4 protein-coding genes are annotated in these 19,126 nt (G+C 72.7%); all 4 read left to right on the forward strand.

Translation table 11 applies throughout. The features are described from left to right. Nucleotides 1–242: 242 nt before the first annotated feature. Nucleotides 243–1,958, forward strand: coding sequence for a fatty acyl-AMP ligase (locus IE325_RS27890; RefSeq protein WP_190072833.1), 1,716 nt, complete (start codon nt 243–245; stop codon nt 1,956–1,958). A gap of 110 nt (nt 1,959–2,068) precedes the next feature. After that, a complete protein-coding gene (locus IE325_RS27895; RefSeq protein ID WP_190072834.1) occupies nt 2,069–15,604 on the forward strand; it encodes a type I polyketide synthase in 13,536 nt (4,511 codons plus the stop codon). Between the two features lie 54 nt (nt 15,605–15,658). Continuing rightward, the gene (locus tag IE325_RS27900) at nt 15,659–17,986 is read left to right on the forward strand and encodes a thioester reductase domain-containing protein (protein WP_190072835.1); all 2,328 of its coding nucleotides are present in this window, start codon (nt 15,659–15,661) and stop codon (nt 17,984–17,986) included. Beyond that, nucleotides 17,983–19,113, forward strand: coding sequence for an alpha/beta hydrolase (locus tag IE325_RS27905; protein WP_190072836.1), 1,131 nt, complete (start codon nt 17,983–17,985; stop codon nt 19,111–19,113). Before IE325_RS27900 ends, IE325_RS27905 begins: the two co-directional genes overlap by 4 nt. Nucleotides 19,114–19,126 lie beyond the last annotated feature (13 nt).

Below are 19,126 nucleotides of genomic sequence, written 5' to 3' on the forward strand. Positions count from 1 at the left end.
AGGGTTTACATTCGTTCGGGCTGTCGAACCGGTGGGGTTGCTATGGTGCTACTCGCCGGTAGCAAACTGGACGGGGGATGCCGGGAGTTGGTGCGTCAGCGCCATGACTCCTCGGCGGGGGGTCGGGCAAGGGGGCCGGGCCGATCGAGCGGTCAGCACGCGATTTTCGCGGCCGACGACCCGCATCTGATCCTCGAACTCCAGTTCGTCATTCAACGATGCAGACAGGTGAGACTCGCAACATGGTTCGATCCCTGGTCGATCTGCTCTCCCAGCACGCCGCCCACCACCCCGACCGAACCGCCTACCGCTACCTCGTCACCGGCGACTGCGACGGCGAGATCCAGGAGATGACCTACGGCCGGCTCGCCACCCGGTCCCGGGCCGTCGCCGCCTGGCTCCAGGAACGCGGCCTCGCCGGATCCCGCGCCATGCTGCTGTACCCGCCAGGCCTGGAGTTCATCCAGGGCTACCTCGGCTGCCTCGCGGCCGGCGTCGTCGCCGTACCGGGCGTCCCGCCGCAGGGCCGTGCGCAGAACCACCGTGCCCTGACCCGGATGAAGCGGCTGATCGCCGACGCCGACGCCAAGGTGATCCTGGGCGGACGCGAGGTGATCACGGCCCTGTCCACGATGGCCGAGCATCTGCCCGAGCTCGCGGATGTCACCTGTGTCGCCACCGAGGACATCCCCGACGAGGCCGCCGCCTCCTGGCGCGAGCCCGAACTCACCGCCGACTCGGTCGCCTTCCTCCAGTACACCTCCGGCTCCACCTCCGCCCCGCGCGGCGTGGTCGTCACCCACGGCAACCTCCTCGACAACGAGCGGGTCATCACCGAACGCATGGGGCACACGCCCGATGTCATCGCCGAGTACGGCCACGAGATGTTCGTCAGCTGGCTGCCCGTGTACCACGACATGGGCCTCATAGGCCCCGTCCTCAACACCATCCACCTCGGCGTCACCGCCACCCTCTTCTCACCGCTGCATTTCCTCCAGCGGCCCGAACGCTGGCTGACCGCAATCAGCCGCTACCGCCCGCACACCAGCGGCGGACCCAACTTCGCCTACGAGCTGTGCCTCAAGCACGCCACCCCCAGGCTCCTCGACGAACTCGACCTCAGCAGCTGGAAAGTCGCCTTCAACGGAGCCGAACCGGTACGCGCCGCCACCCTGCGTCGCTTCGCCGACACCTTCGCCCCGGCCGGCTTCCGCCGCGAGGCCCTCTACCCCTGCTACGGACTCGCCGAGGCCACCCTGATGGTCACCGGCAGCACGGTCCACACCCCGCCCACCCTGCTCGCCGCCCCCGAAACCGGCCCGCACGCAGGCCAGTCCGACGCCGCGGCCGTCAGCTCCGGCCGCCCCGGCCCCGACGTCACCGTCGCCATCGCCGACCCCGAACGGGCCGAGGAACTCCCCGACGGCGAGACCGGCGAGATCTGGGTGCGCGGCGCGAGCGTCGCCAAGGGCTACTGGCGCAACGCCCTCGCCACCCGCGAGACCTTCCGCGCCACCCTGACCGGCCACGAAGGCCGCTTCCTGCGCACCGGCGACCTCGGATTCCTGCGCGACGGCGAACTCTTCGTCACCGGCCGCCTCAAGGACCTCATCGTCATCGACGGACGCAACCACTACCCCCAGGACCTGGAACTCACCGCCGAGATGGCCCACCCGGCACTGCGCCCCGGCTGCACCGCCGCGTTCTCCGTCGAAGCCGGTGACGAGGGAGCGGGCGGCGAACAGGCCGTCCTCGTCGCCGAGATCGCCCCCGACGCTGCCTCCGAGGCCGAGAAAATCATCGACGTCGTCCGCAGCGGAATCGGCGACGCCCACGGAGTGTCCGTGCGCGACGTCGTCCTGGTCCGGCCGGGCACCATCCCGAAGACCTCCAGCGGCAAGATCCAGCGCCGCGCCTCCCGCGCCGCCTACCTCGACGGCACCCTCGCGGCGATCTGACCGCCAGCCCCTTCGTCGTACGCCGACGAGACCTAGCCGTACGACCGACGGAGCCCGCGCCGTCGTACGGCCGCCCGCCCCTTGCCCGCATCCACGAGGACACCTCTCCCATGCCTGCGCACGAGTCCCCGAAGCAGTCCCCCGAGCCGACCCTCACCACCGAGGAGGACGTGCGGGTCTGGCTGGAGTCGGCCGTCGCCGAGGCGGCCGGGCTCGAACCGCCGACCGTCGACCCGGACCGGCCGATCGCCGAATTCGGCTTGGGATCACGGCAGTTGGTGACCCTGGCGGCGGAGCTGTCCGCCTTGACGGGCCGCGGCCTGGATCCGTCCCTCGTCTTCAACCACCCCACGATCGCGGCGCTCGCGCAAGCGGTGTTCGACGACACGCCCGCACCGACTCCGCATCCGGTGGCGGGTCCCGTGCCGGTCGGCGACGACATCGCCATCATCTCCATGGCCTGTCGTTTCCCGGGGGACGCCGACAATCCCGAGGCGCTGTGGCGGCTGCTGGCCCAGGGCGAGGACGCCATCACCGAGGTACCGGCGGGCCGTTGGGACACCCACGGGCTGCACGACCCCGACCCGGAGGCCACCGGCAAGGCGTACTCCCTGTACGGCGGCTACCTCTCCGGCATCGACCGCTTCGACGCGGCCTTCTTCGGGATCTCCCCGCGCGAGGCCGCCGCCATGGACCCCCAGCAGCGGCTGCTCCTGCAGACCGGCTGGGAGGCGATCGAACGGGCCGGCATCGTCCCCGAGACGCTCAACGGCAGCTCCACCGGCGTCTACATCGGCCTCTACGACAGCGGATACCTGGCGTCCGCCGCCCTCGACCAGCTCGACGGGCACGTCGGCACCGGCTCCGCGTCCAGTGTGGCCTCCGGGCGCATCGCCTACACCCTCGGCCTCCAGGGCCCCGCCGTCACCGTCGACACCGCTTGCTCGTCGTCCCTGGTCGCCCTGCACCTGGCGGCACGGGCGCTGGCGGCCGGGGAGTGCGACCTGGCGCTGGCGGGCGGCGCGACGTTGCTGGTGACGCCGCGTGGGCACGTCGAGTTCAGCAGGCTGCGCGGGCTTTCGCCGTCCGGGCGATGCAGCCCCTTCTCGGCGGACGCCGACGGTGTCGTGTGGGGCGAGGGCTGTGGAGTGCTGCTGCTCAAACGGCTCGCCGACGCACGCCGTGACGGCGACCGGATCCTCGCGGTCGTCAAGGGCTCGGCCATCAACCAGGACGGCCGCAGCCAGGGGCTCAGCGCGCCCAACGGCCCCGCCCAGGAGCGGGTACTGCGCGCCGCGCTCGACGCCGCCGGGCTCCGGCCGGCCGACCTGGACCACATCGAGGCCCACGGCACCGGCACCCGCCTCGGCGACCCCATCGAGGGCCGCGCCCTGGCCGCCGTCTTCGGCCCCGACCGCCCCGCCGACCGACCCCTCGGCGTCGGCTCCCTCAAGTCCCACATCGGCCACACCCAGGCCGCCGCGGGCATCGCCGGCGTCATCAAGTCGGTACTGGCGCTGGGGCATGAACGCATACCGGCGTCCCTGCACGCCGGGACCCCGACCGAGCACATCGACTGGGCGCACAGCGGGCTACGGCTGCTGAGCGAGGGTCAGGACTGGTCGCGGGATCCGGAGCGGGTACGGCGGGCGGGGGTGAGCGCCTTCGGGATCAGCGGGACCAATGCACATGTGGTGCTGGAGGAAGCGCCCGAGGACCAGGATCAGCCTCCCGGCGACCTACCCGCGCCGACCCTCTTCCCGCTCTCGGCCCGCACCCTGCCCGCCCTCCAGGGCCAGGCCGACCGCCTTCGCCAGACCCTTGAGCAGCACCCCGAGCTGCCGCTCCCCGCAGTCGCGGCAGCGCTCGCCCACCACCGCACCCACTTCGAGCACCGAGCCGTCCTCCAGGCCGGCGACCGCGAGGAACTCCTCACCGCCCTGCACGCCCTCACCGAGGACCGCCCGGACACCGACCTCACCGTCGGCCCCGAACAGGCCCTCCCCGCGGGCAAGGTGGCATTCGTCTTCCCCGGCCAGGGATCCCAGTGGCCCGGCATGGCACGCGATCTGCTCGACCGCGACCCGGTGTTCGCCGACGAACTCGACCGCTGCGACGCCGCCCTGCGCCCGTTCACCGACTGGTCGGTGACCTCGGTGCTGCGCGGTGACGCGGGTGCCCCGGGCCTGGACCGCGTGGACGTCGTCCAGCCGGTGCTCTTCGCCGTCATGGTGTCGCTGGCCGCCGTGTGGCGGGCGCGCGGCGTAAGGCCGGACGCTGTCGTCGGACACAGCCAGGGCGAGGTCGCCGCGGCGTGCGTCGCCGGGGCGCTCAGCCTCAACGACGCCGCGGCCGTGGTCGCCCTGCGCAGTCAGGCTCTGACCGAACTGTCAGGCACCGGGACGATGGCCGTCGTCGCTCTGCCGGCCACCGAGGTCGAGGCTCAACTCGCCGAGGGCGATGGTGAGATCAGCATCGCTGCCGTCAACAGCGGCCGCTCGACCGTCATCGCCGGCGCCGTGGACGCCGTCGAAGCCCTGCTCGCCGACCTCGACCGACAGCAGATCTTCGTCCGCCGCCTCGACGTCGACTACGCCTCCCACAGCGCCCAGGTCGAGCCGCTCCGCCCCACGATCCGCGACGAACTCGACGGCGTCACCACCTACCCGACGTCCGTCGCCTGGTACTCCACCGTCACCGGCGAGCCCGTCACCGACGAACTCGAAGCCGAGTACTGGTACACCAACCTGCGCGAGCCCGTCCGCTTCGCGCCCACCGTCGAGCGCATGGTCGCCGACGGCTACCGCCACTTCGTGGAGCTCGCCCCGCACCCGTCCCTGCTCACCGCCCTGCGCACCATCGACGAGGACCTGGTCGCGGTCGGCTCCCTGCGCCGCGATGAGGACGGCCCCGCCTGCCTGGACCGCGCCGCTGCCGAACTCCACGTCCACGGACGACGGATCGACTGGCGCCGCCTCGTCCCGCCGACGACTCCGGCGGACCTTCCGACGTACGCCTGGGACGAGCAGCGCCACTGGATCGAGCCTGTCGGCACGGCCGCCGCCCCCGGCCTCTTCGACCGCGCCGCGCACCCATTGCTAGGCATCCAGCTCCAATCGGCGGACGAGACCCGCTGGACCTTCCGCAACGAGTGGTCCCCGGCCACTGCCGAATGGCTGCCCGACCACAGCGTCTTCGGCCGGACCGTCGTCTCGGGCACCACCGTGCTGGAACTCTGCCGCGCCGCCGTGTCCGTGGCCCGCCCCGACTCCGCCGCCGATGTCACCGACCTGCTCCTCCTGGCCCCCCTGACCCTGTCCGCCAGCGGCACGGTCGAGGTGTCCGTCGAGGTGGTCACCGCCGGGGCCGTGCCGGAGATCACGGTTCACAGCCGCCCGCGCGGTCAGGACGCCGTGGACTGGACCCTGCACGCCACAGCGTCCGCGGCCGACGACCCAGCCCCCACGCCGGCCGACGAGCCCCCGACCTGGCCCGAAACCGCCGAACCGGCCTGGCACGACGACACCTACGCCCGCCTGTCCGAACTCGGCCTCGGCTACGGCCCCGCCTTCCAGGGCGTACGCCAGGCAGCCGCGACCGGCGACGGCACCCTGCTGGCCCGCCTCGCGCTGCCGCCCGTGGCCCGTGACACGGCCGACCCCTACCCGGTGCACCCGGCGCTCCTTGACGCAGCCCTCCAGGTGGCCGCAGCCTTCGACGACCGGCGGGTTCTGCTCCCGGTCGCCGTGGCCCGCTGCGTCCTGCCGCCCGGCGGGGCGACCGAGCTGACCGCGGCCGTACGCCGGACCGGCGGCTCCGACACCGACGTCACCCTGGACGTCACTCTGTGGGACGCCGACGGATTCCCGGCCGGGCGTCTGGAGGGCGTACGGCTGCGGGCCGCGAGTCCGGCCGACCTGAACAACGGATCGGAGAACGGGCGGCATCTGTACGAGGTGGCGTGGACGGCGGTGGCGGAGACGCCCACCCAGGCCGACACCGTCGTACGGCATTGGCCGAACCCGTCGGAACACGCCTCTGCGGCATATGAGTTGGCCACCACCGCCCTCGCCGAGCTGCAGGCGCTCATCGCCCTCCCGCCGGACGAGGCGCCGGCCCGCACCCTCTGGGTGACCCGCGGAGCCGTCGCGGCGGCGGACGGTGACACGGTTCCCAGGCTCGCCCAGTCGGTGCTCTGGGGCCTGGCCCGCAGTGCCCGCGCCGAACACCCCGACCTCGGGCTGATCCTCCTCGACCTTGAGGGCGAGGAGGAACCGCCGCCGCTGCCCGCCGATGAGCCTGAACTCTCCCTGCGGGATGGCCAGTTGCTGGCCCCGCGTCTGATACGGGCTCGCCCCGCACCGAGCCCCGGGCGTATCCCCACCGACGGAACCGTACTGATCACCGGCGGCCTCGGCGCGGTCGGCCGTCACCTCGCCCGCATGCTCGCCGAGAACGGTGTCCCGCGCCTCCTGCTGACGTCCCGTCAAGGCGCCGACGACCCCCGCGCGGCCGACGTCACCGCCGAACTCACCGCGCTCGGCGCCGAGGTGGAGATCGCCGCGTGCGACGTCGCGGACGCGGCGGCCGTGGCAGCCGTACTTGAGCGCACCGAGGTTCCCCTGCGCGGCGTCGTGCACTGCGCCGGAGTACTCGCCGACGGCGTGGTCGCCGAGCTGAGCGCCGAGCGCCTCGCCGAGGTGCTGCGCCCGAAGGTCGACGGCGCCGCCCACCTGCACCGGCTCACCGCCGATCAGCCTCTCGACCTGTTCCTGCTGGTGTCGTCGGCAGCCGGAGTCATCGGCAACGCGGGCCAGGCCAACTACGCCGCCGCCAATGTCTTCCTCGATCAACTCGCCCATCACCGCCGCGCGTTGGGCCTGCCCGGCGTCTCGATCTCCTACGGCGCCTGGGCGGGGGAGGGGCTCGCCGCCCAGCACGCCGACCTGGAGCGGATGGCCCGGCTCGGCCACCGCGCCCTCACCCCCGAACAGGGTCGCGAACTCACCGAACTCGCCCTGCGTCGCGACACCCCCCACCTGGTCGCCTCGGCCCTGGACCTGCCCCGGCTGAGGGCCGCCGCCCCCGCAGACGCCCTGTGGCGCACCCTGCTTCCGGCGGCGCGGACGGGCAGCCGTACGCTGGCCGACCGTCTGGCCCGGCTGGATGAGCCCGAACGCGCCGCCCGTGTCCTCGCCCTGGTCCGTGAGGAGGCCGCCCTGGCGCTCGGGCTGCGTTCGGCGGAGTCCGTCCGCCCCGACCAGCCGCTGCGCGACCTCGGCATGGACTCGGTGACGGCGGTCGACCTGCGCAACCGCATCAGCGCCCGCATCGGCACCAAGCTCCCCGCGACGCTCCTCTTCGACCACCCCACACCGGCCCGACTGAGCGCCCACATCCTGACCGGCGTTCTGAAGACCTCGCTTCCACGCCCCCAGGCGGCCGCGCCCGTACGCGACGCGGACGAGCCCGTCGCCCTCGTCGCCATGGCCTGCCGGCTTCCCGGCGGAGTCGGCGACCCGGATGCCCTGTGGCGCCTGGTCGCGGAGGGACGGGACGCGGTCGGACCCTTCCCGGCGGGGCGTTGGGACGTCGAGTCGCTCTACGACCCCGACCCGGACGCGCCCGGCAAGTCCTACGCCCGCGAAGGCGGATTCCTCGACGACATCGAGTCCTTCGACGCCGGGTTCTTCGGCATCACCCCGAAGGAGGCCGCCGCCATGGACCCGCAGCAGCGGCTGCTCCTCGAAACGGCCTGGGAGTCGCTGGAGCGCGCCGGAATCGTGCCCGGCGACCTGGCGGGCAGCACCACCGGCGTGTACGTCGGCATGTTCGGCAGCGACTATCTGTCCGGCACCCGGCTCGACCAACTCGACGGATACGTCGGCACCGGGTCCGCCCTCAGCGTGGCCTCCGGACGCCTCGCCTACACGTTGGGGCTGAACGGGCCCGCGCTGACCGTCGACACCGCGTGCTCGTCGTCCCTCGTCTCCGTGCATCTGGCGGCACAGGCGCTGCGCGCGGGCGAGTGCGATCTGGCGCTCGCGGGTGGCGTCACCCTGATGGTCACGCCGCAGACCTTCGTCGAGTTCAGCCGACTGCGCGGACTGTCGCCGACCGGCCGCTGCCGCTCCTTCTCCGACGCCGCCGACGGTGCCATCTGGGCCGAGGGCGCCGGGATGGTCGTACTGAAGCGACTGAGCGACGCCCGTCGGGACGGCGACCGTGTCCTCGCCGTCCTGCGCGGCACCGCCGTCAACCAGGACGGCCGCAGCCAGGGCCTGTCCGCACCCAACGGCCCCGCGCAGGAGCAGGTCATCCGCCGCGCCCTGGAACAGTCCGGATTGCGGGCCGTCGACATCGACTACATCGAGGCACACGGCACCGGCACCACCCTGGGCGACCCGATCGAGGCGAACGCCCTCACCGAGGTCTTCGGCGCCTCCCGCACCGAGGGGCGCCCCCTGTACCTGGGCTCGCTCAAGTCCAACGTCGGCCACACCCAGGCCGCTTCGGGCGTCGTCGGGCTCATCAAGGTCGTGCAGTCGCTGCACCACGAGACCCTGCCGCGCACCCTGCACGCCGACACACCCAGCCGGCACGTCGAGTGGGCCGACAGCGGACTGCATCTGCTGCGGGAGGCCGTCGCCTGGCCCGCGTCGGCCCAGCGGGTGCGGCGGGCGGGCATCAGCGCCTTCGGTATCAGCGGCACCAACGCCCATGTGATCGTGGAGGAGGCGCCCGTGGTCGTACGTGATTCCGGGAACGCACCTCCCATTGTACGCGACTCCGCCGACGAACCTCCCGTCGGCAAGCGCCTGTTCGTCCTGTCCGGCCGCGGCGAGACGGGTCTCCGTGGACAGGCCGCCGGACTCGCGCACCACCTCGCCGCCGACGACTCCGCCGCTCTGCCGGACATCGCCCACACCCTGGCCCACCACCGCACCCACTTCGAGCGGCGCACCGTCGTCGTGGCCGAAGACCGGGACGAACTGCGTTCCGTGCTGGGCGAGTTGGCGTCCGGGCAGATCCCGCTCCCCCCGCTCCGCGAGGAGCAGGCCGGCAAGGTCGCCTTCGTCTACTCCGGGCACGGTGGTCAGTGGCCCGGTATGGGGCTCGACCTGATGCGGGATTCTGAGGCGTTCCGTGCGGAGCTGACGCGGATCGACGCGGCGGTGCAGCGGCACGCCGGGTGGTCGGTGCTCAACGCGCTGCGGGCACCGGAGGAGTTCTCGCCGCTGGAGCGGACCGAGTATCTGCAGCCGACGCTGTTCGCGGTGAACGCGGCGCTGACGGCCGCCTGGCGCGAGCTGGGCATCGCCCCGGACGCCGTGACCGGGCACAGCCTGGGCGAGATCGCCGCCGCGTACGGCGCGGGCGCCCTCACCCTGGACGACGCCGTGGCCGTGGTGACGGGGCGGGCCCAGACCGTCGTACCCGTCGCGGGCAAGGGCGGCATGCTCTCCCTGGACCTGCCGCGTCCCCGCGTCGAGGAACTCCTCGCGCCCTACGCCGACCGGCTCTTCGTCGCGGCCGTCAACAGCCCGCACTCCACGGCCGTATCCGGCGCCGCCGACGCCTTGGCCGAGCTGCGCCGTAGCCTCGACGAGCAGGGCATCGAGGCCCGGTCGCTGTCGACGCCGTTCGCCTCGCACACCCCGCTGATGGGCGCGCTGCGCGACGAGCTGCTCGACCGCCTCTCCGGCGTACGGGGTACACAGACGGGCACCCCGCTGTACTCGACGGTGCTCGCCGAACCCGTGCCCGGCGACCGCCTGGACCCCGAGTACTGGTACGCCAACCTCAGCGAGCCCGTCCGCTTCGCGGAAACGATCCGTCGCATGCTGGACGACGGCTACCGCTACTTCGTGGAACTGAGCCCGCACCCCTCACTCCGCCCTTCCATCGAGGCCGTCGCTGCCGAGGCCGGGATCGACGCGGTGAGCGTCGGCTCGCTGCGCCGCCAGCACGGCGGACAGGACGCGCTGCTCGGCAGGCTGGGGGAGCTGTACACGGCCGGGCACGCGCCCGACTGGTCGGCACTGTTCTCGGCGGGCCGCCGCGTCGACCTGCCCACCTACGCCTTCGCCCGCGAACGCCACTGGCTCGCCCCCGCCCCGGCCACCGCGTCCGGCGCCTCACCGCTCCTCGGCACCCATGTCGAGGCCAGCGACGAAGCCGACCGGCACCTCTTCCAGAGCGAGGTGGACCTGCGCGACAGCCGCTTCGCCTATCTGACCGACCACCGCGTCACCGGCGAGGTGTGGCTGCCCGGCGCCGCCTTCCTCGACATGGCGATGGAGGCCGCGCGCACGGTGCAAGAGGATGTACGGCTCGTGGACGTGAGGTTCCTGACGCCGCTGCGTCTGGACGAGACCCGGGCGTCCCGACTCCAGCTCGTCCTGAGCCCCGCCGTCGACGGCTTCCGGGACTTCACGATCGCCTCGGCGCCCGGCGGCGGCGAGCGGCGAGCGAGCTGGGAACGCCATGTCGCCGGACGCATGGCTACCAACGGCGCCTCAGTTGAAGCCGAAATCGCCGCACTCCGGGAACGCTGCACCGAACAGGTCGACCTGGCATCCATCTACGGCGGTCTCGCCGCCCTCGGCATCGAGTACGGCCCCGCCTTCCGAGGCCTGGAGTCCGGCCACCGCACCCACTCCGCCGCCGTCGCCCGACTCGCCGATCAGCCCGCCGCCGGCCACCTGCTCCATCCGGCCGTCCTGGACGCCGCCTTCCACACGGCCGCGCTGCCCGCCGACGCGCCGCAGGGAAGGGCCTTCGTGCCCGCCGGAGTCGGCCGGCTCCACCACACCGGACTGCGCACCACACCCACCTGGGTCACCTGCGAGCTGCGGTCCGTGTCCGGCGACACCGCGACACTGGATCTCCGCCTGTACGACGCCGACGACCAACTAGTCCTCGCCGCCGAGGAGTTCGAACTGGCCGCGCTCTCACCTCTCGACGGAGCGCTCTTCGAGACCCGCTGGCAGCCCCGCCCGACCGCCGCCGAAGCGCCTGCACGCGGCAGCTGGCTGATCCTGGCCGACGAGTCGGGCACGGCGGCCGAACTCGTGGAGCGGCTGGGTTCCGAGGCGCCGTATGTGGTCGCCCGCAGGGGGCGTTCGTACGCCGTCGAAGGCCCCGGCCGCTACGTCCTCGACCCCGCCGACCCCCAGCACCTGGCCCGACTGCTGGACGAGGCCTTCGCCGATCAACCACCCGCGCGCATCGTCCAGTTGTCCGCCCTCGACGCCCCGGCGATCGAGGACGCGGAGACGGCGGAGGAGGCGGCCCGGCTGTGCTGCCTGAGCACCCTGCACCTCGTCCGCACACTCGCCGACCGCGCGCAGGGCACGCCGCCCCGTCTCTTCGTCGTCGCCCGGGGCAGTCAGGCCGCCGGTGACAGCACCCAGGTGGCGCACCCTCAGCAGGCGCTCGCCTGGGGCTTCGGGCTCGCGGTGGCGCAGGAGTACCCGGAGCTGCGGACCACCCTGGTCGACCTCCCGCCGACGGATGGCGCCGACGCCCTGTGGGCCCAGCTGCGGCACGCCGACGACGAACGGCTAGTCGCGCTGCGTGGGTCTGGACGTCTGGTGCCCCGCTTGACCCGCACCCGTCCCGACGACAGCGGACAGGGCACCGTCACCTCCGACGGTGTGTATCTGATCACCGGTGGTCTGGGCGGCCTCGGGCGAGTCATCGCCGAGCGGCTCGTCGGACGCGGCGCTCGACGGCTGGCCCTGATGAGCCGTAGTGCGCCCGGCCAGGAGGCCCTGGCGTGGATCCGCACGCTCGAACAGCGTGGTGTGACCGTGCAGTTGGCGCGTGCGGACGTCGCCGACCGCGACGGGCTGACGGCCGCCCTGGACGCCGTACGCCACGCGCTCGGCCCGATCACCGGAGTCGTACACGCGGCCGGTGTCCTGGACGACGCCACGATTGCCAACCTGACCGACGAGCGTGTCCTGCGCGTCCTCGGCCCCAAGGTCCTCGGCACCGCACTGCTCACCGAACTCACCCCGGACGCTGCGGACTTCGTACTCTTCGCATCCGTTGCCGGTCTGCTCGGCTCGGCCGGACAGAGCCCGTACTCGGCGGCCAACGCCTTCCTCGACGCCTGGGCCCACCACCTCTCCCGCGCCGATCGACGGGCGCTGAGCCTGGACTGGGGAGCCTGGTCCGGGGTCGGCATGGTGTCCGAATCCGGCACCCGCGAGGCCGAGACGGCCCGTTCGGGCCTGGTCGCCTTCTCCGCGCAGGACGGCGGCGAACTGTTCGAGCGCGTACTGGGCACCGCCCGCCGCCAGCTCGCCCCGCTCGCCCTGGACTGGGAGATGCTGGCCCTCGACCCCGACGCGGCCCGCACCCGCCCGATCCTGGCCGACCTGGTCACCGTCCCCACGGCCGCCTCCGGCGCGGACGACCTCGTCACCAAGGTCCTCGCGGCGACGACCGACACCGAGCGGGCCGTACGACTGGAGGCATACGTCCGCGCCAGGATCGGCGAGGTCTCCGGCGGTGCGGTCCAGGTGTCCGCGACCACAGCCCTGAAGGAACTCGGCCTCGACTCCCTCATGCTCGTGCGCCTGCGCAACGCCTTCGCCCGGGAACTAGGCGTCGAACTCCCCGCCGCCACCGTCTTCTCCGCCGCCGACATCCGAGGCCTCGCCGAGGCCCTCACCACGGCCCTCCCCGAACGGAAGACGACGGCGCAGGACGTGCCGGAGCACGCGATCGAAGTCCCGGAGACCGAGACGCACCCCGCGACCCGCGACGTCGTACGGCTGCTCCGCAGCGCCCAGCCCGGCATGCCCGACGCCGCCCACGCCGTCGGCCTCGCGGTCCGCCTCACCACACCCACCACCCGCGAGACACTCACCGCCCTCGTCACCCGCCTCACCGCACGCCACGCGGCCCTGCGCACGGCCATCGTCACCGCCCCCGAGGGCGGACGCCTGCTCCAGGTCGACCGCGAACTCCGGGAACCCCCGCTGCGGTGGACGGTCGTTCCCGACGACACCGCCCTCGACGCGGCCGACCGCCTGCGCGCACTCCTGGAACCGCCGTTCGACCTCGCCGCCCCGCCCCTGTGGCGATTCGAGCTGCTCGACGGCGGTGAGCGCGGCCAGATCCTGGTGTACGGCGCCCACCACGCGGTCAGCGATCTGCAGTCGCTGCTTCTGGTGGCGGGTGAGATCGACGCCGAACTCTCCGGCGAGCAGCTCGGCGACACCGTCACCAACCGCGACATCCAGCTCCTGATCCAGGCCCAGCGGCACGACGAGAAGGCGGTCGGGCGCGCCGACGCGGGCGACTGGCGCGAGGCGTTCCAGGGCAGCGAACGCCTCGACCTCACCCTGAGCCGGCCACGTCCGCAGACCCGCTCCTACCGCGCGGGCAGCGTGACCGTGGCCATCCCGGACGGGCTCACGGATCGGATCTCGGCCGCCGCGAGCCGCCTCGCCGTGACGCCCGCCGCGTTCTGCCTCGGCACCCTCACCGTCCTGCTGGCCAGGAAGCGCGAGCGTGAACGCTTCGTCCTCGCCGTGCCCGTGGACACCCGCATACACGCCGACGCCTACGACGCGGTGGGCTTCTTCGGTGTGCCGGTGCCCTTCCCCGCCGAGGCGGGCGAGGGGGAGCGGATCGAGGAGGTGCTGCGCCGCACGGACGGCCGCCTTGAGCGGGTGCTGACCAAGGGCGCCATGTTCTCCGACGTGCTGCCGGTGCTGGCCGGAGAGGGGCTGTACCGGGCGAACGCGCCGCTGGTGGAGGTGTACTTCAACTATGTGCGCGCTGCACGGAGGTTGACCGGGCTTGAGGTGCTGCCGGCGGGGACGGGCCACTCCGACCTCGACCTGATGATCACCATGACGCCGGACGCGGGGCGGATCCGCCTCGACCACAACCTCGACATCCTGGACGCGGGGGCCGTGGCCGAGCTGGGGGAGGAGCTGCTGGGGCTGCTCGCGGAGGCTGCTGAGGATGCGTCGGGGCCGGTGCGTACGGAGATGGCCGCCACGGATGATCCGTCGGTGCCTACGACTACGACGTCGACCGCCGCCGAGCCTGCCACGCTCGCCCTCGCCGCCTCCTTCGCCCTCGGCAATCTGCCCCAGATGTGCGAGACGGCGATCGGCGATGGTGTCACTTCCGTCGCGGAGGCGCCGTACCACCACGTCCTGGCCGCCCTGCGCGACCCGTCCGGCGTCTTCGCCGACCCGGCCACGACCGTCGGCGTCGTCCTGTTGCGGGCGACCGACCTGCAACGCTTCGGCCCGATCGACGACACCCTGCTCGCCGAGCTGCGCACCGCCTACCCGGCCGCACTGCGCGCGGTCGCCGAGCGCACCCGCAGGCCGCTGATCGTCGGCCTCCTGCCCACCGCACAGCGCGAGGAACGCCTGGAGCGTTGGGAACGGGAGGTCGCCGCCGAACTGGCCGACACACCCGGCATCGCCGTCCTCGGCCCCGACGACTGGACCCGCCACCACCGGGTCGAGGAACCCTTCGACGAGCGCACCGAACACCTGGCCCACCTCCCCTTCACCCCGCAGTTCCAGGCGGCCGTGGCCCTGCGTCTCGCCGAGGTCGTCCGGGCCGTACGACGCCCCGCGCCGAAGGTGATCGCCGTCGACGGCGACGAGACCCTGTGGGGCGGCGTGGCCGGCGAGATCGGCCCCGAGGCCGTGGATCTGACCGGCCCGCGGGAGCGGTTGGGGCACCGGCTGCTGCAGTGGCGCTCGGCGGGCGCGCTGCTGGTGCTGGTCAGCAACAACGACGAGGACACCGTCCGTGCCGTACTGGACCGCCCGGACAGTGTGTTGAAGGCGGACCACTTCAGTCTGCTCTCCGCGGAGTGGGGCCCGAAGCCGACCCGTCTCGCCGAGGCGGCCCGCACCCTCAACCTCGGTCCGGACAGCTTCCTGTTCCTCGACGACAACCCCGCCGAGATCGCCAAGATGCGGGCCGCGCTGCCGCAGGTTCTGTCACTGACCTGCCCGCCGGTGGCCGAACTACCGGAGTTCCTTGGCCGGTTGTGGCCGCTAGTTCCGGCTGCCGCCACTGCCGAGGACGCGCTGCGGGCCCGGTTCTACGAGCAGGAGCGGGAGCGGGACGCGGCCAGGGAACAGGCCGGATTCGAGGAGTTCCTGGAGCAGTTGGAGCTGGAGGTCGAGGTCCGGGCGCTGTCCGATGCCGATGTGCAGCGGGCCGAGCAACTCGTGCGCCGCACCAACCAGTTCACCCTCCGCGCCCGCTCCGCAGACGGCGGTGATGTCGCCCGCTGGCGCGAACACGGCGAGATCTGGACGGCGTCCGCCCGCGACCGCTTCGGCGACTACGGCCAGATCGGCCTCCTCGCCCTGCGCCATGAGGGCGACCAACTCGACGTCTTGGCCTGGCTGATGAGCTGCCGCGCACTCGGCCGGGGCGTCGAGGAACGGCTCCTGCAATGGCTCGCCGACCGTGCCGACGAACTGCGCTGCGCCAAGGTCCGCCTGACCGCGGAACGCACCGAGCGCAACACTCCGGCCCGCCGACTGCTGGCGGCGCTGGGCGGGGCCGACCCCGACGACGACCGACTGGACGTCGTGGTCACGCCGGAACACCTGAGGACGTTCCGCTCCTGGCGGCGCGCATGACGTGCGTGCGGACGGCAGCGAGGAAAGGGCAGGGCAACACCGTGAAGGGCTCTCATGCGTGAGATGAACGAGAACATGTCGGCAGCCGCCGGCCGACGGGCCACCGAGGAGGCGATCGAGCGGGGCGGCGGTGTCGGGCTGACGGTGTCCGAACTGCTGGCCAAGGTCCAGGTCAAGGGGGTGGCCGAGGCCGTGGCCCCGCCTTCGCCGGCCCACCGGGCCCCATCGCCGGGACCTCGTGATCTCACCGAACTCGCCACCGCCGTCGCAGCCGTGGCCGGCCGCTACGTCCCGGCGGGCCGACTGGCACTCGATGCCGACTTCTTCGACGCCGGGGGCACCTCCGTCAACGCCGTCGAGCTCGTCTCGGCGCTGGAGGGCGAGCTGGGCGTCGCGGTCGACCTGGACGAGGTGTTCGCCGACGCCAGGCCGGTCGCCTTGGCCAAGCGGCACCTGGCGAGCACGGGAGCCGCCATCGCCGTACCGGAAACGGAGGCGGTTCAGCCTCCGCCGGTCGCCGCCGCGCCGGTCACCACCCCGCCGGACTCCACGGCCCGCCCCGAGGACCTCACCCAGATCCTCGCCGATCTGGCCCTCGCCGACCGGCTCCCCTTCACCGCCTCGCCCGAGCCGCTCCCGCCCCGCCGCGTCCTGCTGACCGGCGCCACTGGTTTCCTCGGCAGCCATATGCTGCTTGACCTGCTGCGGCACAGCGACGCCCATGTGTACTGCCTGGTCCGGGCGGCGGACGAGGAGGCGGCCACGACCCGGCTCGGCGAGGCGCTCAAGAGCTACTCGCTGCCCTGGTCGTCGGAGGTCCGCCGCCGTATCACGGTGCTGCCCGGCGACATCCGCCACCCGCACCTGGGCCTGTCGGACGACACCTGGCACACCCTCGCCCACGAACTCGACAGCGTCGTCTCGGTCGCCGCCGCCGTGGACTTCCTGCGCGGCTACCAGTCGCTGCGCACCAGCAACGTCCTCGGCGCCCTCACCCTCGCCGAACTCGCCGCGACCGGCCGCCCCAAGCCGCTGCACCACATCTCCTCCATCGCCGTCTTCAACGAGGTCGGCATCCCCTCCATGGGCGAGGACGACCCCCTCGCGCACATCGACCGGCTCGTCGCCGGTTACGACCAGACCAAGTGGGCCGCGGAGGTCGCCCTGCGCCGCGCCCGGGACCACGGCCTGGTGGTGACCGCGCTGCGGCCGGGCGGCATCGGCGGCCACAGCAGGACCGGTGCCTACAACCCCCAGGACCTCAGCAGCGGCCTCATCTCGGCCTTCGGCCGCTTCCGTACGGTCCCTGCCTTCCGCTACCTCAACGCGGCACCCGTCGACTGGGTCAGCCGTGTCGCCGTAGCCGCCATCTGCGAGCCCGACGCGTGGGGGTTCGACTACAACCTCACCGGCGTGCCCAACACCCTCGACGACGTCGTACGGGACATGGCCTTCGGCGGTATGCACGTCCGCGTCCAGGACTGGGACGAGTGGCGCACCGACGCCCTGGCCCGCCTGGAGGCCGACCCGATTCCCGAACTGGCCTTCCTCAGCCGGGTGTTGCAGAGCCCGACCGCCCTGAAGCTGTGCGAGGCGACCCTGAAGGGCCCGGCCGCCGTGGCCGAGCGCACCAACACACTGGTCGAGGCCCTCGGCCTGCCGCCCGCCGCCCGCTACGACGCCCGGGCCCAGGTGAAGACCTTCGAGGCCCTCGCCCACGACGGCCTGGCCCGCCTCCCGCAGAAGGACGACCAGCCCTACCTGTGGTTCACCGAGACCACCACGGGCGGCGTCGGCCCCGTCGCGGGCACCCCCGACACCCCCTGCTCGATGGCCCTCACCCTCTCCATCGCGAGCATGCACCAGCTGGTGTCGGAGCGCAGGGTCGACGTCCGCGGCGAGGTCACCTGCCCGGCCCTGCACCACGAGCCCCTGACCGTGGCACGCGGCGACATCTGGATCCGCCCCGACGAAGGCATCCCGCACCAGCACGGCCTGCGCCACCAACTCCTTCGCTACCGCCTGGAGTTGACGGACGCCGACGGCGGACGCTGGTGGCTGGAGGGCCACAAGTACGCCCGCGCCCGCCGCGACGTCTGGCGCCAGACCCGCGCCCTCACCGTGGAACTCGGCCGCGAGGGCGAACCGGCGAGTCTCACGGGCGAGGTCGTCGTCCCCGCCAATTCCTACGTACGCGACCAGATCGACGGCATCAAGGTCGACCCCCGCCTCACCAGCCAGGAGAAGCGCGCCGCCAAGCTCACCTGGCTCGCCTGGTTCGGCCTCGAAATGGGCCGCGGACTGCTCGGCCCCTTCGCCCGGGCCGCCGCGGACCTGCTCGACCTGCGCCGCACCCAGACCCCCACGGAGCACCACCGATGATCTTCCGGACCACTTCGCCGAGGCCCACCCTGCGCAAGGTCAGGACCACCACGGCCCCGCGCCCCCTCCGTCACCGCCTCGACCCGACGAAGGTCGAGGAGATCCCGTTCACGGCGAGCGACGGCGTACGCCTCGGCCTCACCCGCATCGACCCCGGTGAGCGGGGCCACCCCGCCGTGCTGCTCCTGCACGGCCACACCGCCTCGGCCGACATGTTCCTGCTGCCCGAGACCCGCAACCTGGTCGACGTCCTCCTCGACGAGGGCTACGAGCCCTGGCTCCTCGACTGGCGCGGCAGCTGCCGACTGCCGTACAACGAGACCGGCCGCCGCTACACCTATGACGACGTCGCCCTGTACGACATCCCCGAGGCCGTCGCCCACATCCGCACCCGCATCGGCGACCGCCCCCTCTTCGCCGTCGCCCACTGCATCGGCTCCCTCACGCTCTCCCTGAGCATGACGGCGGGCCTGGTCCCCGGACTGGCGGGCGTCGCCTCCCAGGGCGTCTTCCTCACCCCGAAGCTCGCGGGCCGCACCTCGCTGCGCATGACCCTCGCCGGGGAACTCCTCAAGTCCCGCATCGACCACATCCCCGTCGACTTCCGCAAGGTCGGCCTGTGGTCGAAGTACACCCCGCTGTTCGCCCTGGCCTCCCGCAAGGCCGACTGCCCCGACCCCACCTGCCAGATCCTCCACAACTCGGCCTGGGGGACCGGCGCCTCCCTCTTCGTCCACGAGCACCTGACCGACACCACCCACGGCAGGCTCGCCGAACTCCTCGGCCCCGCCCCGCTGTGGATCCTGCCGCACCTGCGCCGTATCGAACTGGCCCGCACCGTCGTCCGCTGGCACGACACCGACCACCGCTACCGGGCCCTCCCGCAGAACGCCCTCGACGCGGCCGCCACCATCGACACCCCCGTGCTGCTCCTGGCCGGCAGCGAGAACGGCCTGTGGCTCGACTCCCAGCAGCTGTGCCACGACGTCCTCGCCCGCCGCCAGCCCCAGCTGGACGTGACGTACACCGAGATCCCCGGCTACGGCCACCTGGACACGTTCCTCGGCAGGGGAGCCGCCCTGGATGTGTTCGGACACATTCTCGATTTCCTGGGCGAACGCCGGTGACTACGGCCCACCT

The sequence above is a fragment of the Streptomyces lanatus genome (assembly GCF_014655715.1).
In the GTDB taxonomy this organism is placed as follows: domain Bacteria; phylum Actinomycetota; class Actinomycetes; order Streptomycetales; family Streptomycetaceae; genus Streptomyces; species Streptomyces lanatus.

Bases quoted from the DNA above. Each gene is read 5' to 3' on its own strand.
- IE325_RS27900 (WP_190072835.1), top strand. From the start codon at position 15,659: ATGCGTGAGATGAACGAGAACATGTCGGCAGCCGCCGGCCGACGGGCC.
- IE325_RS27895 (WP_190072834.1), top strand. From the start codon at position 2,069: ATGCCTGCGCACGAGTCCCCGAAGCAGTCCCCCGAGCCGACCCTCACC.
- IE325_RS27905 (WP_190072836.1), top strand. From the start codon at position 17,983: ATGATCTTCCGGACCACTTCGCCGAGGCCCACCCTGCGCAAGGTCAGG.
- IE325_RS27890 (WP_190072833.1), top strand. From the start codon at position 243: ATGGTTCGATCCCTGGTCGATCTGCTCTCCCAGCACGCCGCCCACCAC.